23 protein-coding genes and 1 pseudogene are annotated in these 22,260 nt (G+C 60.7%); 11 read left to right on the forward strand and 13 right to left on the reverse strand.

Going from position 1 to position 22,260, the window contains the following annotated elements; genetic code table 11:
- Positions 1-20: 20 nt before the first annotated feature.
- Both ACOZJV_RS22720 and ACOZJV_RS22725 read right to left on the reverse strand, forming a co-directional pair.
- A complete protein-coding gene (locus ACOZJV_RS22720) occupies positions 21-509 on the reverse strand; it encodes a GyrI-like domain-containing protein (protein ID WP_020295738.1) in 489 nt (162 codons plus the stop codon).
- A 69-nt stretch (positions 510-578) separates the two neighbouring features.
- Positions 579-1,241 carry a LysE family translocator gene (locus ACOZJV_RS22725; protein ID WP_421548590.1) on the reverse strand — a complete coding sequence of 221 codons (663 nt, stop codon included), beginning with the start codon at positions 1,239-1,241 and terminating at the stop codon, positions 579-581.
- Positions 1,242-1,486: 245 nt separating this feature from the next.
- Here ACOZJV_RS22725 and alaC point away from each other — a divergent pair, with 245 nt between their 5' ends.
- Positions 1,487-2,701 (forward strand): alanine transaminase, encoded by a 1,215-nt coding sequence (gene alaC / locus ACOZJV_RS22730; RefSeq protein WP_078470902.1) that lies wholly within the window; start codon positions 1,487-1,489, stop codon positions 2,699-2,701.
- Between the two features lie 90 nt (positions 2,702-2,791).
- Here alaC and ACOZJV_RS22735 read toward each other — a convergent pair whose 3' ends face one another.
- Positions 2,792-4,144 (reverse strand): GntP family permease, encoded by a 1,353-nt coding sequence (locus ACOZJV_RS22735; protein WP_020295741.1) that lies wholly within the window; start codon positions 4,142-4,144, stop codon positions 2,792-2,794.
- An 82-nt stretch (positions 4,145-4,226) separates the two neighbouring features.
- Positions 4,227-4,760: a gluconokinase gene (locus ACOZJV_RS22740; RefSeq protein WP_078470903.1), complete on the reverse strand. Its 534-nt coding sequence runs from the start codon at positions 4,758-4,760 to the stop codon at positions 4,227-4,229.
- Positions 4,761-4,976: 216 nt separating this feature from the next.
- Here ACOZJV_RS22740 and ACOZJV_RS22745 point away from each other — a divergent pair, with 216 nt between their 5' ends.
- Positions 4,977-6,008 (forward strand): LacI family DNA-binding transcriptional regulator, encoded by a 1,032-nt coding sequence (locus ACOZJV_RS22745; protein WP_078470904.1) that lies wholly within the window; start codon positions 4,977-4,979, stop codon positions 6,006-6,008.
- A gap of 13 nt (positions 6,009-6,021) precedes the next feature.
- Here ACOZJV_RS22745 and ACOZJV_RS22750 read toward each other — a convergent pair whose 3' ends face one another.
- On the reverse strand, positions 6,022-6,930 hold the full coding sequence (locus ACOZJV_RS22750) for a LysR family transcriptional regulator (protein ID WP_078470905.1): 909 nt from the start codon (positions 6,928-6,930) through the stop codon (positions 6,022-6,024).
- A 133-nt stretch (positions 6,931-7,063) separates the two neighbouring features.
- Between ACOZJV_RS22750 and ACOZJV_RS22755 the strand changes: the two genes are divergently transcribed.
- The 4 genes from ACOZJV_RS22755 (at position 7,064) to ACOZJV_RS22770 (ending at position 9,680) form a co-directional block, all read left to right on the forward strand.
- On the forward strand, positions 7,064-7,510 hold the full coding sequence (locus tag ACOZJV_RS22755; protein WP_020295745.1) for a PACE efflux transporter: 447 nt from the start codon (positions 7,064-7,066) through the stop codon (positions 7,508-7,510).
- Between the two features lie 77 nt (positions 7,511-7,587).
- Positions 7,588-8,208 carry a glutathione S-transferase gene (locus tag ACOZJV_RS22760; RefSeq protein WP_421548563.1) on the forward strand — a complete coding sequence of 207 codons (621 nt, stop codon included), beginning with the start codon at positions 7,588-7,590 and terminating at the stop codon, positions 8,206-8,208.
- A 41-nt stretch (positions 8,209-8,249) separates the two neighbouring features.
- Positions 8,250-8,993: an NAD-dependent epimerase/dehydratase family protein gene (locus ACOZJV_RS22765; RefSeq protein WP_421548564.1), complete on the forward strand. Its 744-nt coding sequence runs from the start codon at positions 8,250-8,252 to the stop codon at positions 8,991-8,993.
- A 177-nt stretch (positions 8,994-9,170) separates the two neighbouring features.
- A complete protein-coding gene (locus tag ACOZJV_RS22770; RefSeq protein ID WP_421548565.1) occupies positions 9,171-9,680 on the forward strand; it encodes a hypothetical protein in 510 nt (169 codons plus the stop codon).
- A 59-nt stretch (positions 9,681-9,739) separates the two neighbouring features.
- Here ACOZJV_RS22770 and ACOZJV_RS22775 read toward each other — a convergent pair whose 3' ends face one another.
- The 3 genes and pseudogenes from ACOZJV_RS22775 to ACOZJV_RS22785 all read right to left on the reverse strand — a co-directional run bounded on the left by ACOZJV_RS22775 (position 9,740) and on the right by ACOZJV_RS22785 (position 12,420).
- Positions 9,740-10,279: a methyl-accepting chemotaxis protein gene (locus tag ACOZJV_RS22775; RefSeq protein ID WP_371106516.1), complete on the reverse strand. Its 540-nt coding sequence runs from the start codon at positions 10,277-10,279 to the stop codon at positions 9,740-9,742.
- Between the two features lie 54 nt (positions 10,280-10,333).
- Positions 10,334-11,059 (reverse strand): annotated as a pseudogene (locus ACOZJV_RS22780) (PAS domain-containing protein); the annotation flags it as partial.
- 491 nt (positions 11,060-11,550) lie between these two features.
- Positions 11,551-12,420, reverse strand: coding sequence for a LysR family transcriptional regulator (locus ACOZJV_RS22785; protein ID WP_421548566.1), 870 nt, complete (start codon positions 12,418-12,420; stop codon positions 11,551-11,553).
- A gap of 104 nt (positions 12,421-12,524) precedes the next feature.
- Between ACOZJV_RS22785 and gstA the strand changes: the two genes are divergently transcribed.
- The 3 genes from gstA (at position 12,525) to ACOZJV_RS22800 (ending at position 14,772) form a co-directional block, all read left to right on the forward strand.
- Positions 12,525-13,127 carry a glutathione transferase GstA gene (gstA, locus tag ACOZJV_RS22790; RefSeq protein WP_421548567.1) on the forward strand — a complete coding sequence of 201 codons (603 nt, stop codon included), beginning with the start codon at positions 12,525-12,527 and terminating at the stop codon, positions 13,125-13,127.
- A 329-nt stretch (positions 13,128-13,456) separates the two neighbouring features.
- Complete coding sequence (locus tag ACOZJV_RS22795) at positions 13,457-13,894, forward strand: GNAT family N-acetyltransferase (RefSeq protein ID WP_078470911.1); 438 nt, start codon at positions 13,457-13,459, stop codon at positions 13,892-13,894.
- A gap of 56 nt (positions 13,895-13,950) precedes the next feature.
- On the forward strand, positions 13,951-14,772 hold the full coding sequence (locus ACOZJV_RS22800; protein WP_201132045.1) for a class I SAM-dependent methyltransferase: 822 nt from the start codon (positions 13,951-13,953) through the stop codon (positions 14,770-14,772).
- A gap of 81 nt (positions 14,773-14,853) precedes the next feature.
- Here the strand turns inward: ACOZJV_RS22800 and def are convergent, their stop codons facing one another.
- From def to ACOZJV_RS22815, 3 genes are all read right to left on the reverse strand, one after another.
- Positions 14,854-15,393, reverse strand: coding sequence for a peptide deformylase (gene def / locus ACOZJV_RS22805; protein ID WP_201132046.1), 540 nt, complete (start codon positions 15,391-15,393; stop codon positions 14,854-14,856).
- A 2-nt stretch (positions 15,394-15,395) separates the two neighbouring features.
- Positions 15,396-16,343, reverse strand: coding sequence for a YihY/virulence factor BrkB family protein (locus tag ACOZJV_RS22810; RefSeq protein ID WP_421548568.1), 948 nt, complete (start codon positions 16,341-16,343; stop codon positions 15,396-15,398).
- A 176-nt stretch (positions 16,344-16,519) separates the two neighbouring features.
- Complete coding sequence (locus ACOZJV_RS22815; RefSeq protein ID WP_010208215.1) at positions 16,520-16,711, reverse strand: CsbD family protein; 192 nt, start codon at positions 16,709-16,711, stop codon at positions 16,520-16,522.
- Positions 16,712-16,921: 210 nt separating this feature from the next.
- On the opposite strand from ACOZJV_RS22815, the gene ACOZJV_RS22820 reads away from it, so the two are divergent.
- Positions 16,922-17,299, forward strand: coding sequence for a hypothetical protein (locus ACOZJV_RS22820; RefSeq protein WP_421548569.1), 378 nt, complete (start codon positions 16,922-16,924; stop codon positions 17,297-17,299).
- Between the two features lie 61 nt (positions 17,300-17,360).
- On the opposite strand, the gene fadD1 is transcribed toward ACOZJV_RS22820, so the two are convergent.
- Together fadD1 and fadD2 are read right to left on the reverse strand one after the other, a co-directional pair.
- Positions 17,361-19,052 carry a long-chain-fatty-acid--CoA ligase FadD1 gene (fadD1, locus tag ACOZJV_RS22825; RefSeq protein ID WP_421548570.1) on the reverse strand — a complete coding sequence of 564 codons (1,692 nt, stop codon included), beginning with the start codon at positions 19,050-19,052 and terminating at the stop codon, positions 17,361-17,363.
- A gap of 358 nt (positions 19,053-19,410) precedes the next feature.
- Positions 19,411-21,099: a long-chain-fatty-acid--CoA ligase FadD2 gene (fadD2, locus tag ACOZJV_RS22830; protein WP_421548571.1), complete on the reverse strand. Its 1,689-nt coding sequence runs from the start codon at positions 21,097-21,099 to the stop codon at positions 19,411-19,413.
- Between the two features lie 211 nt (positions 21,100-21,310).
- Between fadD2 and ACOZJV_RS22835 the strand changes: the two genes are divergently transcribed.
- On the forward strand, positions 21,311-22,255 hold the full coding sequence (locus ACOZJV_RS22835; RefSeq protein ID WP_421548572.1) for an alpha/beta hydrolase: 945 nt from the start codon (positions 21,311-21,313) through the stop codon (positions 22,253-22,255).
- Positions 22,256-22,260 lie beyond the last annotated feature (5 nt).

Below are 22,260 nucleotides of genomic sequence, written 5' to 3' on the forward strand. Positions count from 1 at the left end.
AGAGCGCCATCGAAAACGCCTCAGTCGGCCTTGAGCGGCAACCAGATTTCCAGCACACCGTCACCGGTGGCCGGGTTGAAGTCGGCGCTGTAACGCTCGAACTCCGGCGCATCCGCCGCCTCGCGCCCGGACTGCGGCAGCCAGGTTTTCCAGATGTAGTGAAAGGTCTGGGGCAAGGACTGCAACGGCCCCTGATGCTCGAATACCGCGTAGTGCTGCGGCTGCACTTCAACCCAGCGATATCGCTCGGGCAAGTCGTCGAGCTTGCTGATCTCGACACCTGCCACGTAGTCGAACGCACCCTGGCCATCGGCGTTGCAGCAAATACCGTAGGTCACGTCATCCACCTGGCCCGGCACCTGGCCGATATGGGGCGCAAATTGCTCCCAGAGCTGGGGAATAGTCGCGGCGCTGGCCTGGTCGTAACGTCCGCCCAAACCGGCAAGCAGCAGAAAACGCCCTCTTTCGAAGCGCGGTTGCGAGGCAATGCCCTGTTTTTGCTCATCCATGAAAAGCCACTCCTGCCGGTAAGAAACGGGTTCGGCTGCAAGTATAGAGGCCAAACCCGAATTGCTTCGTCAGAGTGCTGGAAGTTCTGCCAGGGCGCCGCCGCCGATAAACTCCTGGTAACCGGATAGGATCACGTAGACCGCGAAATAGCAGAAGATCGCCGCAGATGCCAGATAGGAGTAGCGCAGCAGTTTGTCGCCGAGCAACTTGCCTCCCTGGGTCGCCGCCAGGCACAAGCCCATGGTCCAGACCAGCCCGGCGCAGAAGAACCCGGCCAGGAACAACCCGGAACTGGCGATGCCGCCGCCACCGGATCGGGCAATCAGGGTGCCGCCCACCGCGGCGAACCAGAGGATCGCGCTGGGGGATGACATGGCCAGGAAGATTCCGCGAAAGAACTCTTTGCGCGGCGAGCCGTTGTTCCCCTCACTCGCCTGCGCCAGCACCGAACTGTGGTGGATCGCCGAATAGATCATTTTCGCCGCGAAGTACACCAGCAGCGCCGAGCCCCCGACCCACAATACCCAGCGCACGCTCTCGTACTGCAACAGCACGGTCATCCCGGCCAGGGCCAGTACGGCATAGATCAGGTCGCCGACACAGGTCCCCAGGCCCAGGCAGAAACCTTGAAAATAGCCGCGCTGCATGGCCAGGGTAATCATCGCGATATTGGCCACGCCGATGTCCAGGCACAGCGAAAGGCTCAGCAGAAAGCCGCTGGTAAACTCCATCATTCATCCCGTTCAAGGCAGTTGCACACAGGGCCCCATCATGGGGCGCCACTTGCTAAGGCAAAAAGCGTGCACGTTATAGCGGCAAACCACCGCGCCTCACAAATGCCCCGACCGCCGCCGTAAAAATAATCTCCGCCCTCTGGACAAACAGCCAGCCACGCCCTTATCGTCAGCGCCGCAGGCCACCGCAGTGGCCAACGTCGCTCGGACGGTTCCGGGCGCTTACGTATTTCGAGGCAACAATGGCCGACCAAGGTTCGCCGCGCCGCTTTGCGCGCATAGATCGACTCCCCCCCTATGTTTTCAATATCACTGCCGAGCTGAAGATGGCTGCGCGTCGGCGCGGCGAAGACATCATCGACTTGAGCATGGGTAACCCCGATGGCCCCACGCCGCCGCATATCGTGGAAAAACTGGTCACCGTCGCCCAGCGCGAAGACACTCACGGCTACTCCACGTCCCGCGGCATTCCACGCCTGCGCCGGGCGATTTCCCGCTGGTACAAGGATCGCTACGAGGTCGATATCGACCCCGAAGAAGAAGCCATCGTCACCATCGGTTCCAAGGAAGGCCTGGCGCACCTGATGCTGGCGACCCTGGACCAGGGCGACACGGTCCTGGTACCCAACCCGAGCTACCCGATCCATATCTACGGCGCGGTGATTGCCGGGGCCCAGGTGCGTTCGGTGCCGCTGATTCCAGGCGTGGACTTTTTCGCCGAGCTGGAGCGGGCGATTCGCGGCTCCATCCCCAAGCCGAAAATGATGATCCTGGGCTTCCCGTCCAACCCCACCGCGCAGTGCGTGGAGCTCGACTTTTTCGAGCGGGTGATCGCCCTCGCCAAGCAGTACGACGTACTGGTGGTGCATGACCTGGCCTACGCCGACATCGTCTACGACGGCTGGAAAGCACCGTCGATCATGCAGGTGCCGGGGGCCAAGGACATCGCGGTGGAGTTTTTCACCCTGTCCAAGAGCTACAACATGGCCGGCTGGCGTATCGGTTTCATGGTCGGCAACCCGGAGCTGGTCAACGCCCTGGCGCGGATCAAGAGCTACCACGACTACGGCACCTTCACCCCGTTGCAGGTGGCGGCGATTGCCGCGCTGGAAGGCGATCAACAGTGCGTCAAGGACATTGCCGAGCAGTATCGGCAGCGGCGCAATGTGCTGGTCAAGGGCCTGCACGAACTGGGCTGGATGGTCGAAAACCCGAAAGCCTCGATGTATGTCTGGGCCAAGATCCCCGAGGCCTATGCTCACCTGGGCTCCCTGGAATTCGCCAAGAAACTGCTGGCCGAGGCCAAGGTCTGTGTCTCGCCTGGAGTAGGTTTCGGCGAATACGGCGATGACCATGTGCGCTTTGCCCTGATCGAAAACCAGGACCGTATCCGCCAGGCGGTACGGGGTATTCGCGGCATGTTCCGCGCCGATGGCCTGGTCGGTAAAAGTACCTGAGGCCTGAACCCCAGCCACAAAAAAACCGCAGCGATGCGGTTTTTTTATGCCGGTGCAGCCACCACCCGGGGCAGTGGCTGCCAGTGTGGTTTAGACCACCAGCGACAGCAGCAGGATAAAGATCAGGCCCACGACCGAGAGGATGGTTTCCATCGCGGTCCAGGTCTTGAAAGTTTCGGCCACGGTCATGTTGAAGTACTGCTTGACCAACCAGAACCCGGCGTCATTGACGTGGGACAGGATCAACGAACCGGCACCGGTGGCCAGCACCAGCAGCTCACGGTTGACGCCCGGGATCATCCCCACCACCGGCACCACGATGCCCGCGCCAGTAATGGTGGCCACGGTCGCCGAACCGGTCGCAATGCGGATCACCGCGGCCACCAGCCAGGCCAGGAGGATCGGCGAAATCTGAGCGTTGACCGCCATATGCCCGATCACATCACCCACGCCGCTGGTCACCAGCATCTGCTTGAAGCCGCCACCGGCACCGATGATCAAAATGATCGCGGCGGTGGGTGCAAGGCTCGCATCCAGCAACTTGAGAATGCGCTTGGAATCGATGCCCTGGCGCGCACCAAAGGTGTACAGCGACAGGAGCAAGGCCAGCAGCAGCGCCGAGATCGGGTGACCGATCATGTCCATCCAGGTGCGGAAGAAGTTGCCATCCGGCAGGGCGACGTCGGCGAAGGTTTTCAGCAGCATCAGGAACACCGGCAGCAGCACGGTCACCAGGGTGATGGCGAAGCTCGGCAGCTCGGCCGAATCCGGCTCGCGGGCCAGTTGGTCGACCAGTTCCTGGTTGGCGTGGCCCGGAATGTACTTGGCAATAAAGGTGCCGTAGATCGGACCGGCAATGATCGCCGTCGGCAACGCCACGATCAGGCCGTAAAGAATGGTTTTACCGATGTCGGCACCAAACACCCCGATCGCCAGCAACGGGCCAGGGTGCGGCGGCACCAGGCCGTGCACCGCGGACAGGCCGGCCAGCAGCGGGATGCCGATCTTGATGATCGATACACCGGTGCGCCGGGCCACGATAAACACCAGGGGAATCAGCAGCACAAAACCGATTTCAAAGAACAGCGGGATGCCCACCAGGAACGCGGCGAACATCATGGCCCACTGCACCTTGTCCTTGCCGAACGCCCGGATCAGGGTCTGGGCGATCTGATCCGCCCCGCCCGATTCGGCCATCATTTTGCCGAGCATGGTGCCCAGGGCGAGGATGATGCCGACAAACCCGAGCACGCCACCGAAGCCGTCCTGAAACGCCTTGATGATGGTGCCGATGGGCATGCCGGAGGTCAGGCCGAGAAAGGCCGAGGCGATGATCAGGGCAATGAACGGGTGCAGCTTGAACTGGGTAATCAGGACGATAAGCCCGATCACCGTGACCACTGCATCGAGCAGCAGGAACGTCTCGTGGGACATGCCAAACATTAGGGGTGTCTCCTGATTGTTGTTGTTATTAAAGCGGGTAATTCGCCAGCCATCAGGACAGCGCTATCTATTGAGATCGAATTCATACCGCAAGTTTCAAACCGTGTTCCAGCCACCAGTGGTGGGCTTGATCGGCCAACTCGTCGACGCTGTGGTTCGACGCATCCAGGGCCAGGGTCAGGGCCTCGCCTACCGGCGATTCGAGGGTGGCGAACTGGCTGTCGATCAGGGTCGAGGGCATGAAGTGGCCAGGGCGATGGGATACCCGGTCAGCCGCCACTTCGGGCGTCAGCTCGAGGAATACAAACCCCAGGCCCGGCGTGGCGCTGCGCAGGCGATCGCGGTATTTGCGTTTGAGCGCCGAACAGGTCAGCACCGGTATCTGACCGGCGGCCAGGGCGCGGCGCAACTCATCGCACAGGCTGTCGAGCCAGCCGGCACGGTCGTCGTCGTCCAGGGGAATGCCGGCGCTCATCTTGGCGATGTTGGCGGCAGGGTGGAACGTATCGCCTTCAATGGCCGTGGCGCCGCTGTGCCGGCACAAGGCCTCACTGACACTGGACTTGCCGCAGCCGGCAACGCCCATGATGACCAGGGCGGTGATGGGTTGACTCATGTAACACCTCAACACGCAGACAGCGCTACCTTCGCTCTTGGAAACTCTAGTGCAAAAATAGTTTCTGCCGACGCCTTCTTGTCATTTTTGTGGGTTGCCGCGTATATAGGCCCCGAAACCAAAGAGCGCAGGTCAGGCAACCCGCGCTCACACATTTGCAGCTGTTTCGAGACAGCGCTACCTTAGTGACTTGAATTTTGTTTGGCAAGCCGTCTGATGACCACTCACAAGAACGATAAAAATACCCGTACCACGGGACGCCCGACCCTCAATGAAGTCGCGCGCCTGGCCGGGGTCAGCCCGATCACCGCGTCGCGCGCCCTGCGTGGCATCAGCAGCGTGGCCGCTGAGCTGGTGGAAAAAGTCCAGCAGGCCGCCCTGGAACTCAACTATGTGGTCAACTCCGCCGCCCGCGCCCTGGCCTCGGCCCAGGGCCATTCGGTGGTGGTGCTGGTGCCCTCGTTGTCCAACCTGCTGTTTATCGAAACCCTGGAAGCCATCCATCAGGTGCTGCGTCCCAAGGGCTTCGAAGTGCTGATCGGCAACTACCACTATTCCCGCGACGAAGAAGAAAATCTGCTGCGCAACTACCTGGCCTATCAGCCTCGGGGCCTGTTGCTGACCGGCTTCGACCGCACCGAGAGTGCTCGCCGGATGATCGAGGCGAACAATATTCCGTGCGTGTACATGATGGAACTGGACCCCGGCGCCGGCCTGAACTGCGTCGGCTTCTCGCAATTGAACGCAGGCGAAACCGCTGCCGAACACCTGCTGTCCCGTGGTCGCAAGCGCCTGGCCTATATCGGCGCCCAGCTGGATCAACGCACCCTGCTGCGCGGCGAAGGCTTTCGTCGGGCCCTGCAAAAAGCCGGCTTGTATGACCCGGACCTCGAACTGCTGACCCCGCGCCCGTCCTCCGTGGGCCTGGGCGGCGAGCTGTTTATGCAGATGATGCACAGCCACCCCCAGGTGGACGCGATTTTCTTCGGCAACGACGACCTGGCCCAGGGCGCGCTGCTCGAAGCCCTGCGTCACGGGATCAAGGTGCCGCAACAGGTGGCGATCCTGGGGTTCAACGACCTGCCCTCCTCGGAGCACATGGTGCCGCGCCTGAGCAGCATCAGCACCCCGCGCGAAGCCATCGGCCGCCGCGCCGCGGAGCAGATGCTGACCCTGATGGCCGGCAATACCGTGGCCAAGCCGGTGGTGGACATGGGGTTCGAGTTGCGGGTGCGGGAAAGTACCTAAGCGCTGTCATCCCTCAGTGTGGCGAGTGGTCGAGCGCCGGATCCTCACCACTCATCAATTGCACAAACGCCAGAGCCGCCTTTTGCAGCGGCTGGTTTTTCAGCCATACCGCGTGCACCGGCAGCAGCAAGCCGTTCTCGATGTTCTTGAACCTCAGGCGCTTGAGCCGGCCGGACGCCAGCAGGGGTTCGATCACCGACAGCGCAAAATTGCCCCAGCCCAGGCCGGACTCGACCATATCCAGGGCCATGGCCAGGCTGTCGGTGCGCCAGAACGACTCGCCCACCAGTGCCCGACCATCGCTGATCGGCAAGTCCCGGCTGGCCACCACCACCTGCCGTGACTTGATCAGTTCTTCCAGGTACAGCGGCTCGTCCGGGCCGGCGAAGGGTGAATGCCGGGCCGAGACGCAGGCCGTCATGTGCTCGCTGCCGACGAACTGGAAAAACTGCCGCGCACTCACTCCCAGCTCGGCGAACGCCACCCCGACGCTGACCCTCCCGCTGTGCAAAAGCTGCAGCACGTCATCCTGGGGCGCGGTCAGCACTTCGACATCCAGCAACGGGTAGCGCTCGGCAATCAGCTTGATCGCCGCCAGCACCCGGCGCTTGTCCAGGTCATCCACCACAGCGATGGACAGACGGCTTTCCAACCCCAGGGACAGCTCGATGGCATGCACCTGCAATTGCCTGAGCTGGTCGGCGATCAACCGCGCATGGGGTGCCAGCGTCAAGGCCTGGGGCGTCGGCACCGGCTCGCGGTGGCTGCGATCGAACAAGGCATAACCGAGCTCGGCCTCAAGGTTGGCGATGCCCATGCTCACGGCCGAAGGCACCTTGCCCAGGGACCGGGCAGCGGCGGAAAACGAGCCGCGCTCAAGCACGGCGAGAAACAACTGGATGCTGTCACTGGAGAAATTCATCAGCGCAACCTATCAGAAAAACTGAAAGCTACTGACTTTTTCTGTCAGGCATATTGAAGCTATCTTTTGCGCCCTTCGCCAGCCACCCGTAGCCAACAGGCTGGCCTGATGCATTTGAAACAGAGGAAAAACCATGCAAGGCGTGAAACGCAAACTGGTGTATGTGGCGTTGTTCGAAGTGTTCGGCATGACCTTTTCGGCCCTCGGCCTGGCCCTGCTGTCCGGCACCTCGCCCCACAGTACCGGGCCCCTGGCTGTGGTCATCACCAGCATCGCCGTGACCTGGAACTTCATCTACACCAGCCTGTTCGAGCGCTGGGAAAGTCGCCAGCCATCCCGCACGCGTACGGTCAAACGGCGCATTGCCCACGCCGTGGGGTTCCAATTGACGTTGATCGTGTTCCTGATTCCGTTGATCGCCTGGTGGATGAACATCAGCCTGGCGCAAGCATTCCTGCTCGACCTGGCGTTGATCCTGTTTATCCCGTGCTACGCCTTTGCCTTCAACTGGCTGTTCGATCGGGTGTTCGGCCTGCCCACCTCGGCCCTGCCGGACCCGACACCCCAGCAGGCCAGCTGAGGCGCAACCGTTAGCAACAGACAACAGCGCTCCGACGCTGGTAAATTCCGGGAGCCACGCACTGCCAAGGACGCGTTATGGGTTCCCGCAAGATTCTCGGTAAAGCCTCATCGATCAATGTCAGGAAAGTCCTGTGGACCTGCTCTGAGCTGGATCTTTCATACGAACGTGAAGACTGGGGCAGCGGCTTTCAATCGACCCACAGCCCGCAGTTTCTTCAGCTCAATCCCAACGCCCAGGTTCCGGTGCTGATCGATGACGCCGGCGCGTTGTGGGAATCCAACACCATTTGCCGCTACCTGGCGCACCACAGCGACCTGCTGCCCGGGGAGCCACGCGCCCGGGCCATGGTCGAGCAATGGATGGACTGGCAAGCCACCGAGCTCAATCCGGCCTGGAGCTACGCCTTCGTCGCCCTGGTGCGGCAGAACCCGGAATACCAGGATCCGCAGCGGATCACCGCCGGCATTCAAGGCTGGAACAGCAAGATGGCGATTCTTGAACAACAACTGGCGGCCACCGGGGCTTATGTCACGGGCGCGCACTTCAGCCTGGCCGATATCGTGCTCGGGCTGTCGGTCAATCGCTGGCTGATGACGCCCATGACCCGCCCCGACTACCCCGCGGTCATGGCGTATTACGAACGTCTCGGGCAACGCCCGGGTTTCCGGCTCCATGGCTGCAACGGCATCCCGTAAAGCAGCGCAGCCCCCTCACAAAACCACAAAAAGAGACTTTCATGAACGGACTCAACGTACTGCTGACAGGTGCCTGCGGCAGGATTGGCAAAACCTTTTTCCAGGCCTCCAGCGAGCGCTACCGCTTCACCCTAACCGATCGCATCGAGGCGGATTTCGAGGTCGCGGCACCCCACCGCTTCCTGCGCCTGGACCTGACCGATCCCCAGGCCATCGGGTCGCTGCTGGAGGGCATCGACGTGATCGTGCACCTGGCCGGCATCCCCCACGCCACGGCGTCCTTCGACGAGTTGCTGCCCAACAATATCCTGGCCACCACCTACCTCTTCGAAGCGGCGGTGGCCGCCGGCTGCAAGCGCGTGGTGTTCGCCAGCAGTGCACAAACCATCGAAGGCTACCCGGTGGACCGCCAGATCACTCCGGGCATGCCGGTGATGCCGGCCAACCTGTATGGCGTCAGCAAATGCTACGGCGAAGCGCTGTGTGCCTTTTATTCAGCCAAGCGCGGTTTGTCGTGCATTGCCCTGCGCATCGGCGCCTTCGAGTTCCCCGAACACCACGAGCTGACCACCACCCGTGACTTGAGCGCCTGGTTGAGCCCGCGGGACGCGGTGCAGCTGCTGCAACGCTCGGTAGAAACTCCGGGGGTTCAGCACTTGATCGGTCATGGCATCTCCAACAACCGCTTCAAGCGCCTGGACCTCAGCGAGACCACCCGGGTCCTCGGTTATCAGCCGCAGGATGATGCCTTTGCCGAAGACTTCGGAATCGGCATCAGCTACTGACCATCTGCACGCGGCGGCCATTGCCCCTGGCAGCTGCCGCAAAGCGGCAAGGCTTGTCCGCCCTGGCCCTGGCCAGGACCGCGAAAGTCACACAAGCCCTTGATATATAAGGACTGGGTTTATCGGTATGTAAATTGCTTGTTACCCAGCATAGCCATTACCACCAGGTGCCCAATCATGTTGGTCAACGCACAGAAAGATATCGCGGTGCAGCCCACCCAGCGATCCGATATGGACCCGACCACGGCTGCCGCCAGCGCTCTTTACAGCGGCATGATGCAAAACGTGCAGAACGCCGCGACGTTCCAGGCCTCCCAGGCCACGCAACAGGCCAGCAACACCGTGACCGACAATGTCGACGCGGCGTTCGCCAAGACCCGCGTACTGCTGCAGGCCACCCCGCCGACCACCACCACGCCTGAAGCCACCACCGCGACCCAAAGCGCCGCGATGACCGACTTCAAGGATTACATGAGCAAAAGCCCCGAGCAGCGGATGCGCGACAGCATCCTCAAGGAACTGGGCATCACCGAAGACGACATAAAGAGCATGCCACCGGAGCAGCAACTGGCCATCGGCAAGGAAATTGCCCAGCGCATCGAAGACAAGATGACGCTGGCGCAGACCGAGAAAGCCGAGAGCGTGACCACGCCGCAAGTCGCGGACAAGTTTCTCGCTGCGCTGTAATAGTCGCTGCATTGAAAAAGGGTTCCCTCGGGAACCCTTTTTTTGTGTGCCGCCGCTGGCTATTGCAGCTGCAAGGTCGAGTTGAACTGGCTGATGGCATCCACCACATGCCGCGAACCCTGCTGGATTTCCAGGATCACCGAACCGGCCTCGTTCGCCAGCTCCACCCCGAGCCCGGTGCGGCTGAGGCTTGATTGCATGCTGGTCACCGCGCTGAGGGACAGATCGTGGTTCTTGCGCACCACCTCGACAATTTCCAGGGTCGCCTGGCTGGTCCGCGCCGCCAGGCTGCGCACCTCATCCGCCACTACGGCAAAGCCCCGCCCGTGCTCGCCGGCCCGGGCCGCCTCGATCGCCGCGTTGAGCGCCAGCAGGTTGGTCTGGTCGGCAATGCCGCGGATGGTCTGGACAATGGTGCCGATGATGTCGGACTGCTTGCTCACCGCGTCAATGCTGCGCGCAGCTTCGTTGAGGTCCCGGGAGATCTCCTCGATGATCTGCACCGTCTGCTGCACGACCTTCGAGCCCTTTTGCGCGCAGGCATCGTTCTGTACCGAGGTGCTATGGGCGGAGTCGGCAGCCGTCTGCAAGGTGTTCATCTGCTGGGTAATGTCGCTGGCGAACTTGACCACCTTGTACAGGCGGCCCTTGGCATCGAACAGCGGGTTGTAGGACGCCTCCAGGAATACGGTCTGGCCGTATTTGTTTTCCCGCTCGAAGCGGTGGGAGTGGTACTCGCCGCGATTGAGTGAAGCCCAGAATAACTTGTAGGCCTGGGACTCGGCTTCGGCGCGATGGCAGAACATGCTGTGGTGCTGCCCGACGATCTCGTTCAGCGAATAGCCCATGGTCTTCAGGAAGTTCTCGTTGGCGGTGAGGATCTTGCCGTCCGGGGAAAACTCGATAACCGCCATGGACCGGCCGATGGCGTTGAGCAGGCTCTGGTTTTCATGTTCGGTGTGGATTCGTTGCGAGATGTCCGCCGCCACCTTGATCACGCTCTGCACCTGCCGGTCGGGGCCCAGCACCGGCATGTAACTGGCTTCGAGCCAGATCTCGTGGCCGCGCTTGTCGAGGCGCAGAAAGGTCCCGCTGATGGGCTCACCGCGCGCCAGATCGCGCCAGAGCTTGGCGTACTCCTCGCTGCGGTAGAACTCTTCTTCGCAAAAGATCCGATGGTGCTTGCCGCGAATTTCGTCAGCGGTATAGCCCATGGTCTGGCAAAAGTGTTCGTTGGCGTCGAGGACGATGCCATCCGGGGAGAACTCGATCATCGCCATGGAACGGCTGATCGCCGCCAACTTGGCTTTGGCCTCGGTCAGCGCACAGGTAAATCGTTCAATTTCAAGCAGGTCAGACTTGTGATGTAAATTAAACATGTTGTATCACCTTTAACGCTGTCTTTTGATTGACGGAAGTTCCAAGTCTTTCAATTGATCCACCACATTGTTTCCTTGAACATGGCAAGCGTCTCGCTCCACGGGAGAGAGTGTGTCAGGTGATAAATGATGTTTAATCGGAGTGTCCATAGAGCAACGCTCTTATCAAGCCATCCTTTTCTTGATGGCCCGTTTCCGGGCCCAACCCAACATTGCAAATAACTCCATTTAATAAAAACTCCGTCAGATCCCGGTGCCTTAGTTGCGCACTCTTGAGGCTGTTCACGTATTCAGGCGCTTTGTTTCATAACGGTTACATGCCGGCTGATGCCTAAAACAAGCGGTTGATATGGCGATCGACATAAACCATTAGCGCTGAGCATAGACAGGCATGGCAACCGCGCAAGGCCATTAGTCAGCCAGTATTGGCAACTTTCTCCAGGTTCTAAAACCCTTCGCAAACTAACTAAAGGCCAGCCATTAGTGGCGGATCAACCGTCGAGCATATCCAGCAATGCCTGTACCGCTAACGAAGGTGGCCGCCCCGGCGCCGGCACCAGGGCAAAGCGGCGATCGATCGGCACACTCAAGGGCAACACCCGAAGACCCTGGCGGTTGTCGGGCAAGGCGCTCTGGGGCACCAGGCTGACCCCGACCTGCTCGCGAACCAGGGTGAAGGCGCTGTTCCACTCACGGACCTCGACGCGCACATCCGCCAGCGCGAGCCCGACGTCCAGCGCCAGGCTCCGGGCGTTTACCGAACAGCCGCCCGTGGCCAGTACAAAGGGTTGTGCCACCAGTTCCGCCAGGGCAAGGCCCTGTTCATTCGAACGCCGGGCCAAAGCATGGCCGACCGGCAGCACCGCCACCCAGCTGTCGAGCCCCAGCAATCGGGCCTGGCCTCCAGCAGGCGGATTGAGCACCACGCCCACATCTGTCAGGCCGGCAGCGAGCAGCGCCTCGACCTCATCATCACTGACCTCCAGCGCCAGCACCTGGATGCCCGGGTACAGCTGGTTGAAACGACGCAGCAACGGCGGCAGAAAGGTCGCCAGCACCATGGGGAAACTGGCCAGACGGATGCTGCCGCGCTGAATCGGCCGCGCCTGCTCCGCGGTTTCACGGATGGCCTGCAGTGCCGCGAGCATCAGCCGCGCCTGCTCCAGCACCTGGAAGCCGATGGCGGTGGGCTGGGTCTGGCGGTTTTCCCGGGTGAACAGCTGCACCCCGAGCGTATCTTCCACCAGCGCCAGGGCCTGGCTGGCGCCCGATTGAGTCATGCCCACCTGCTCCGCGGCGCGGGTGATATTGCCGCTGTCGGCGATCGCCACCAACAGCCGCCAATGCATCAGGTTCATCATGCCAGTAGCTGACCTTATGGGAGTTTTCTGAAAGATTAATTTTACCCAGAGCACCCAGGACTATGACACTGATTCAAACGCCCCCTCCCCCCTGAGTGCACTCGATGAAGCTCTATTACGCTCCGCAAGCCTGCTCCCTCGCCGCCCATATCGTGTTACGTGAACTGCAGCTGCCGTTTCGCGCCATCCGTGTCGACAACCGCAGCAAGCTCACTGCCGATGGCGCGGACTTTCTCGCCATCAACCCCAAGGGCTACGTCGCCGCCCTGCAACTGGACAACGGACAGGTGCTGACCGAAGGGCCGGCGATCTTGCAGTACCTGGCCGACCTCAAGCCCGACGCAGGCCTGGCCCCGGCCAATGGCAGCTGGGAGCGGGTGCGCCTGCAGGAGGACCTGAACTTCATTTCCAGCGAGGTCCACGGTGGCCTGGGCTGGCTGTTCAGCACCCAGCTTGGCGAAGAAGCCAAAACGCTGTTGCGCCACACCTTGTTCAAACGCCTTGACCTGCTGAATCAGCGACTGGAGCAGCAGGACTACTTGCTGGGAAGCCATTTCAGCGTAGCCGATGCCTATTTGTTTACCGTGCTGCGCTGGACCCTGGGCTTTGCCATCGATCTGGGGCAATGGCCAGCACTGGCTCGTTTTCAGGCACGGATCGAGGTGCGCGCCTCAGTCAAGGCCGCGCTGGCGGTGGAACTGGCGTAACAGCGTGCGCAGAAGGTTTTAGCGAAGGGGGGGGAAACTGGCAGGGCGATAACAGGCAGTGGATAAAAGAGTATGAAGCCCGCCAGGCGGGCTTCATCAAGTGCAATCAATGACCGAAAACATTCACTTCGGTTTTCTTGGTTTTCTTGTCCGCGCGCTTTTCATCCGCTGTTTTAGCCGGTTTTTTCTTCACGCTTTTCTTTGAGTTCATACCTTTGGACATGATGCACACTCCACTGATGCGGGATAGACCTTGAGGTATACCACCTATAGTGCAAGCGAAGTCCTTTATAATTGCGCGCCCTCCTGCAACCCGACCCGAAAAGCCCATGCCCAGCGTTCAAATCAGCCAGTTAAGCGACGACCTGCGGCCGTTGCTGAACAAGTTTTACCGTGACCATGACTCGCCCATGCGCGCCAGCGATGGAGAGCTCTGGGTCGCACGAGACGAAACCATAGTCGGCGGGCTGAGTGTAAAAAAGGTGTCGAAGGGTTATTGGTTGACGGGGCTGTTTGTCGACCCGGATTACCGCGGGCAAGGCATCGCCAGGCAACTGGTGGCCCAGGCCAGGGCACCACTCGACGGGCCGCTGTGGCTGTTCTGTCATCCGGACCTGCAAGGCCTGTATGAAGCCATGGGTTTTGCCTGCACTTCGGTCCTGCCCCAGGCCATGGCCGAGCGCCTGGTTCGCTACCGGCGCAACAAGGCGATGATCGCCATGGGCATAGAACCGTTGGTTAGCAGCACTGAAGATTTGGTCACATAAGGCCGGAGGGACTGCGTGTTAGCCTCGGGGCAAACCGCCCCCTCTCAGGACCCGACATGAAACCCACGCTTCTGGCCTTATCCCTCACTGCCCTGCTGCTCCCCGCCGTCAGCCATGGCGCCGAAAACGCCCCGGTCACCTCGCAACACTATGCTCAGGTCCTGGCCGGCAGTTGGCGCGCGCCGGCCAACTCGGCGCGGGATGTCTATCGGCATCCGCAACAGACCTTGCAGTTCTTCGGCCTGCGCCCGCAACAGACCCTGATCGAAATCACTCCCGGCGGCGGCTGGTACAGCGAGATCCTGGCCCCTTTGCTCAAGCAAAAGGGGCACTACATTGCGGCCCTGCAAGCGCCGGCCAGTGGTGAATACTTCAAGAAGGCAGCGGACAGCCTGCGGCAGAAATTCGCCGCCGACCCCGAGCACTATGCCCAGGCGCGCTTCGTCGAATTCGACCCCAAGGCCCCGGTACTGGGCCAACCCGGCTCGGCCGATGCAGTGCTGACCTTTCGCAACGTGCACAACTGGGTCATGGCCGATACCGCACCCAGCATGTTCCAGGCGTTCTTCAAGGTATTGAAACCGGGCGGCGTGCTGGGGGTGGTCGATCATCGGGCTAAAGACGGGGCTTCCCTGGAAGACATCAAGCACAGCGGCTACCTGACCACGGCCTATGTGGTGCAACTGGCCACTGATGCCGGTTTTGTCTTGGATGGCCAGAGCGAGATCAATGCCAACCCCAAGGACTCCAAGGATTACCCGGAGGGGGTTTGGACCCTGCCCCCGTCATTCAAGCTGGGTGAACAGGACAAGGCTCGCTACCTGGCGATCGGCGAATCGGATCGCATGACCCTGCGCTTTATCAAACCAGCCAAGTAAGCGACACCGCCGGGGCCGGGAGATCCGGCACCGGCGGCAAGAGGGAGGATTGGTCAGCCAAGGGGCATCCCCTCTTTCAGCTCACTCGTCCGAACCGGGCTCAAGATCGGGGAACATCACCTCGGTGAAGCCGAACTTGCTGAAGTCATCGATCCGCGACGGGTACAACCGCCCGATCAGATGGTCGCACTCATGCTGCACCACCCGAGCATGAAAGCCCGAGGCAATGCGCACCACAGGTTCGCCCTTGGGGTCGAAACCTTCATAGCGAATGTGCTGATAACGCTGCACCGCGCCGCGCAAACCGGGTACCGACAGGCACCCTTCCCAGCCCTCTTCCAAGGTCGGACCCAGCGGGGTGATCAACGGGTTGATCAGGATGGTCTGCGGGACCGCCTCGGCGTCCGGGTAGCGCTCGCTGTGCTCGAAACCAAAGATCACCAGTTGCAGGTCGACCCCGATCTGCGGCGCCGCGAGGCCAACCCCGCCAACACTTTCCATGGTCTGGAACATGTCGTCGATCAGTTGCCAGAGCTCGGCGCTGTCGAACATCTCGGGCGGTACCGGTGGGGCGATGCGCAGCAGGCGCTCATCGCCCATTTTCAGAATTTCACGAATCATGGTCAGGCTTCATCAGTGTCCGGCTTGAGCGAGTGGTCCCGGCCCAGTCCCGAAACATGTTGTTTTTGGGAGTCGTGCTCGTCGGGAACCTTTTCTCCAGGGTCTTTACCTTCGGCCGACATGTGTTCGATCACCGCGTTCATTTCCGCGCCCAGCAACAGCACTGCCGAGGAAATATAGAAATACAAAAGAAGGACGATGATCGCGCCGATACTGCCATACATGGCGTTGTAGTTGGCGAAGGTCTTTACGTAGAAGGCAAAGCCCAGCGACGCGACGATCCACACCACCACCGCCAGCACCGAGCCCGGGGTGATGAAGCGAAATTCCTGCTTCACATCCGGCATCACGTAATAGATAAGGGCCACGGCAACCATCATCAGGATCACAATCACCGGCCAGCGCAGGATGGTCCATACGGTGACGATAAAGTACTCCAGCCCGACTTGCCCGGCAATCCAGGCCATCACCTGCGGCCCCAGCACCATCAGCGCCGCCGCAGCCAGGAGCATGCCGGCAATCCCGATGGTGTAGAAAATCGACAGCGGGAAGCGCTTCCAGATCGGCCGCCCCTCAACCACGTCGTAGGCGGCGTTCATTGCGCTCATCATCAGCCGCACACCCGCCGAGGCGGTCCACAGGGCGATGACGATACCCACCGAGAGCAATCCGCCCTTGGATTGCTGCAGCTGGTCGATCACCGGGTTGACCTGCTCCAGGGCCTGGGGCGGCAGCACCAGTTCCGACTGCAGGCGCAGCCAACTGAAGAAGTCCGGAAGATGCAGGAAGCCGATCAGCGCGATCAGAAACAGAATGAAAGGGAACAGTGAAAACAGCATCTGGTAGGCCAGTGCCGAGGCGTAGGTCGACATTTCGTCGTCGACGAACTCTTTCACCGTGCGCACCAGCACACGCTGCAGGGACAGGCCTTTCAAATGGGGGAAAATCATAGCGTCTCCTTTCGCCGCAAAAGGTCGGGGTCGGTGGCGACTCAGAGGCCGTTTTCTACATCAAATTAGCCCAGTTGGCGACTTTGAACCATTTCGATTCATTGGCCCACGCGGCGGCCGACAAAAAAACGGCCATCCTTGGATGGCCGTCTTACTGCATCGAGCCGCCCGAACTGTCAGGCCTTGTCGATGGTTTTCTTGACTGCATCCTTGGCTTTACCCACTGCTTGCTGGGCTTCGCCTTTCTTCTCTTGCACTTTGCCTTCCGTCTGCAGCTTGGTGTTATCGGTCGCTTTGCCGACACCTTGCTTGATGTTGCCGACGGCTTCGTTAGCCAAACCTTTTGCCTTATCCGCTGTGCTGCCCATGGTATTTCTCCGAAGAACAATAGTGGGTTTTGGTCATTACGTAAGGATTGACCCGCCAGCGTTGCGCAGAGTTTCAATTATTTTTTAGCACCATCGACAGGCGTATTTTTCGCCGCTCGGGCAGGTAGCGCTTTATGTTTGCCGGCCAACCCATGAGAATGCGCAACGTATTCAGGCTGTGCGCTGAAGATCCAATCCCGTAGGAATGTTATGAAACTCGATAAAAAGCTGGCCATTGCGCGCAGAAACCAGGAACTGGGCGGTGCAGTACTGGGCGTCAACAACTGCCACTTCGCGGAGCTGAACCGCAACAAGAACATCTGGTGGTTCGATATCCCGGTCAGCCGCCTGGCCATCGGTCAGTACGAATGGGTGCACCTGCTGCTGCACAACCCAGGCACCGACCAACTGCTGCACCTGAAGGTGCCGACGGTGTTCCTGCGGGAAAAACTCGAAGGCCTGGTGATCCGCAACGAGGGCAAGCGCAAAGCGGCCCTGAGCCTTGAGCTGAGCGCGGACAAGGATTCGTTGCTCAAGGACGTGCGCCCGGCAGGCACCGGCGTGAACTTCGCCCAGTTCCAGCTGTAAACCTGGGCAGCGCCCACAAAAAAGCCCCGCCTCTGCGGGGCTTTTTCATGCAGCCTTCGGCTTACTTTTTCAGGCCGAGCTTCTTCAACTCTTCATCACGCAATTCGCGACGCAGGATCTTGCCCACGTTGGTGGTCGGCAACGCATCGCGGAACTCCACGGCTTTGGGCACCTTGTAACCGGTGACGTTGGCGCGCATGTGGGTCATCACCTGCTCTTTGGTCAGGCTCACGCCCGGCTTGGCGACGATGAAAATCTTGATGATTTCCCCGGACTTTTCATCCGGAATACCGATCGCCGCACACTGCAACACGCCTGGCAACGCTGCCAGCACGTCTTCCAGTTCGTTGGGGTAGACGTTGAAACCGGAGACCAGAATCATGTCTTTCTTGCGGTCGACGATACGGATATAGCCGTCTGGCTGGATCAGCGCGATGTCACCGGTTTTCAGCCAGCCTTCGCTGCTCATGACTTCGTCGGTGGCGTCCTGGCGCTGCCAGTAGCCTTTCATCACCTGCGGGCCCTTGACGCACAGCTCGCCGATTTCCCCCAGGGGCAACTCTTCGCCCGCATCGTTGATCACGCAGCACAGGGTCGAAGGCACCGGAATGCCGATGGTGCCGACCTGGATGTTCTGGCTCGGGTTGACCGTGGCCACCGGGCTGGTTTCGGTCATGCCGTAGCCTTCGCAGATCGGGCAGCCGGTTACCGCTTTCCAACGCTCGCCCGCCGCCAGCTGCAAGGCCATGCCGCCGGACAGGGTGACTTTCAAGGCCGAGAAGTCCAGCTTGCGGAACGCTTCGTTGTTGCACAGCGCCACGAACAGAGTGTTGAGGCCGACAAAACCGCTGAACTTCCACTTCGACAGTTCCTTGACCATCGCCGGCAGGTCCCGCGGGTTACTGATCAGGATGTTGTGGCCGCCGATCAGCATCATCGCCATGCAATGAAAGGTGAAGGCATAGATGTGGTACAGCGGCAGCGGAGTGATCAGGATCTCGCAACCTTCATTCAGGTCCGACCCCATCAGCGCCTTGCACTGCAGCATGTTGGCCACCAGGTTGCGGTGGGTCAGCATCGCGCCCTTGGCCACGCCGGTGGTACCGCCGGTGTATTGCAGCACGGCAACGTCGCTGCTGGCCGGGTTGGCTTCCTTCACCGGCTGGCCATGGCCCTTGCTCAGCACGTCATTGAACTTGACGGCCTTGGGCAGGTGATAGGCCGGGACCATCTTCTTCACGTATTTGATGACGCTGTTGATCAGCAGACGCTTGAGCGGCGGCAGCAGGTCCGCCACTTCGGTGACGATCACATGCTTGACGCCGGTCTTGGGCACGACCGCTTCGGCCAGATGCGCCATGTTGGCCAGGCAGACCAGGGCCTTGGCCCCCGAGTCATTGAACTGGTGTTCCATTTCCCGCGTGGTGTACAGCGGGTTGGTGTTGACCACAATCAGCCCAGCGCGGATGGCGCCGAATACCGCGACCGGGTATTGCAGGACATTGGGCAACTGCACGGCAATTCGATCGCCGGGCTGCAAGTCGGTATGCTGCTGCAGGTACGCGGCGAAGGCCCCAGACAATTCGTACAGCTCACCGTAGGTGAGTGTCTTGCCGAGGTTGCTAAAGGCCGGTTTGTTAGCGAAACGTTGGCAGGACTGCTGCAACACCGCTTGAATATTCGGGTACTCGTCTGGATTGATCTCGGCAGCAATTCCAGCTGGGTACTTATCCTTCCAAAAGTCTTCGATCATGGAAGCCCACTCCTCAGCAACGCGAATTCATCACCGCATTTGATGCGATTATTATTTGTCTGGGTTTTTTACAGGTGTCTTTTGTTGGTGAGTCTGGCTTTTACCTAGGCCGAGAAGTCACAAAGCGCGCCGAGAGTAGCAGCTTTGCCAAAGGCCGACTAGAGCCAAGCAAGGCATCACCAGTCACATTAGTGACCAATAAAAACCGAACGGTCATTTTTAGAGCAAAGATTCTATAAGTCGAGAATCCGCTCTGGCCCGCGGCTTTGCGCCTGGCACAACGGACTGCGGGCAAGCCAGCCTCTACCGCAGTGCAGGTAGAAGCGGGCTTGCCCGCAGAGAATGGCGAACGGATGTATCAGGCGATATCGCGCAACTCGCGCCGCAGGATCTTGCCCACCGGGGTCATCGGCAGCGAATCGCGCAGCACGATGTGCTTGGGCACTTTGTAGCCGGTGAAGTTTTCCTTGCAGTAAGCCTTGAGCTCTTCAAGGCTGACCCCCTCCTCGCGCGCCACCACGAACAGTTTCACCGCTTCCCCCGAGCGCTCGTCGGGCACCCCGATCACCGCGCAATTGGCGACTTTCGGGTGGGCCATGACCACGTCTTCGATTTCATTGGGGTACACGTTGAAGCCGGAGACGATGATCATGTCCTTCTTGCGATCGACAATGCGCACGAAACCGTCCGGGTCGATCACCCCGATGTCGCCGGACTTGAACCAGCCCTCGGCGTCCAGCACTTCGGCGGTGGCTTCAGGCTTTTGCCAATAACCCTTCATGACCTGCGGGCCCTTGATGCATAGCTCGCCGCGCTCGCCCAGGGGCTGTTCGACGCCTTCATCGCTGATCACCTTCAAGGTGGTGCCCGGCACGGGCATCCCCACGGTGCCCAGGCGCGACTTGTCGCCGTAGGGGTTGGTGCAGGCCACCGGCGAGGTTTCAGTCAGCCCGTAGCCTTCGGTGATACGGCAGCCGGTCAGAGTCTGCCAGCGCTCGGCCGTGGCCTTGACCAGGGCAGTGCCACCGGAATTGGTGAGTTTGAGGCTGGAGAAATCCAGGGTCTTGAAGTCCGGGTGCTCCATCAGCGCGACGAACAGGGTGTTGAGCCCCAGCAGCGCGGAAAACCGCCAGTTCTTCAGCTCCTTGATAAAGCCGCCGATGTCCCGCGGGTTGGTGATCAGTACGTTGTGGTTGCCGGTCACCATCATGCACATGCAGTTCGCGGTGAAGGCATAGATGTGGTACAGCGGCAGCGGCGCGATCATCACTTCCTGGCCCTCGCGCAGCAGCGGGTGGCCATCGGGCCCGAGCTGGCCGAGGCAGGCGCGGGCCTGCTGCATGTTGGCCACCAGGTTGCCGTGACTGAGCATCGCGCCCTTGGCCAGGCCGGTGGTGCCGCCGGTGTACTGCAGCACCGCGATATCGTCGAGGCTGACGTGCAGCGGCCGGATCGGCTGACCACGTCCCAGGCGCAGCGCACTCTTGAAGGAAATGGCCTGGGGCAGGTGATAGGCCGGGACCATCTTTTTCACCTTGTCGACCACGGTATTGATCAACCAGCCCTTGGCGCTGGGCATCAGGTCGCCCATCCGGGCTTCGATCAAGTACTGGATCTCGGTATCGGCCAGCACTTCCTGGACCTTCTGCCCGAACATGTTCAGGTACACCAGGGCCCGGGCGCCGGAATCCTTGAACTGGTGGCGCATCTCGCGCGTGGTGTACAGCGGATTGGTGTTGACCACGATCAGCCCGGCGCGCAAGGCACCGAACACCGCGATCGGGTAATGCAGGACGTTGGGCATCTGCACCGCGATCCGATCGCCGGGAGCCAGGTCGGTATTGGCTTGCAGGTAGCCGGCGAAGGCTGCGCTATAGCGCTCCAGCTCGGCGTAAGTCAGGGTGATCCCCATATTGCTGAAGGCCGGGCGGTCGGCGAACTTCTTGCAGGAACGTTCGAACACCTCGATCACCGACTTGTAGGCACCCAGATCGATATCCAGGGGAACGCCGGTGGGGCGTTTATCATTCCAGAAATCAGCTTGCATTATTCTTGTCCTCTTTACTCGAGCTGACCGGGCCGCATCTCTGACGCTATCAAAGGCGGAGCTCATCGGACGTTAGCAGCAATGGCGATTCAGGCAAATATGCGCAAAGGCGTCATAGATCCCGTGAATCTTGCCTCCAAGGCGGCCACTGATCAGCCGGCAGCGCGCCGATGAGCTATACAATGCAGCGTCTTTGTGCAAAGGAACCGCCATGACCCACGATACCTTCTGGCTGACCGCAAGCGACCACAGCCGCCTCTTCGTCAACCTGTGGCTGCCCGAGAGGCCGCTCAAGGCCTTGATCCTGCTGGCCCACGGCATGGCCGAACACAGCGCGCGCTACGAGCGACTGGCAACCGCCCTGTGCGCCGAGGGTTATGGCGTGTACGCCCCCGATCTGCGGGGCCATGGCAAGACCGCCGAGCAAGGCGTGCTGGGCCATTACGCGGATCAGGACGGCTGGAACAAAGTGGTCGGCGACCTGGCCAGCCTCCAGCAGCATATCGGCCAGTTGCACCCCGAGCTGCCCATCATCCTGCTTGGCCACAGCATGGGCAGCTACATCGTCCAGGCCTATCTGCTGCACCACAGCGCCAGCCTGCACGGGGCGATTCTCAGCGGCTCGAATTTCCAACCGGTGGCGCTGTACCGCGCCGCTCGCCTGATTGCCCGCTTCGAACGCTGGCGCCAGGGCGGCCAAGGTCGCAGCGCGCTGATCGACTGGCTGTCGTTCGGCTCGTTCAATAAAGCCTTCAAGCCCAATCGCACCGCGTTCGACTGGCTCAGCCGCGACCCCGCCGAGGTCGATAAATACGTCGCCGACCCGCTGTGCGGCTATCGCTGCAGCAACCAGCTCTGGATCGACCTTCTGGGCGGGTTGCAGCAAATCAGTAAAGCGTCCAATCTCGCCCAGATCGATCCGGGCCTGCCGTTGCTGGTGATGGGCGGCGAATGTGATCCGGTGAGCAATGGCACGCGTCTGACGGATCTGGCCGACGCATTGCGCGCCGCCGGCAACCAGTGCCTGCAACTGACCCTTTACCCCGAGGCCCGTCACGAACTGTTCAATGAAACCAATCGTGACGAAGTGACCGCCGATCTGCTGGCCTGGCTCGACCAGGCCCTGCAAAACCGCAGGCCGGCCAAGACCGAATGACCTTG

It is taken from the genome of Pseudomonas sp. QD4 (assembly GCF_049199125.1).
In the GTDB taxonomy this organism is placed as follows: Bacteria; Pseudomonadota; Gammaproteobacteria; order Pseudomonadales; family Pseudomonadaceae; genus Aquipseudomonas.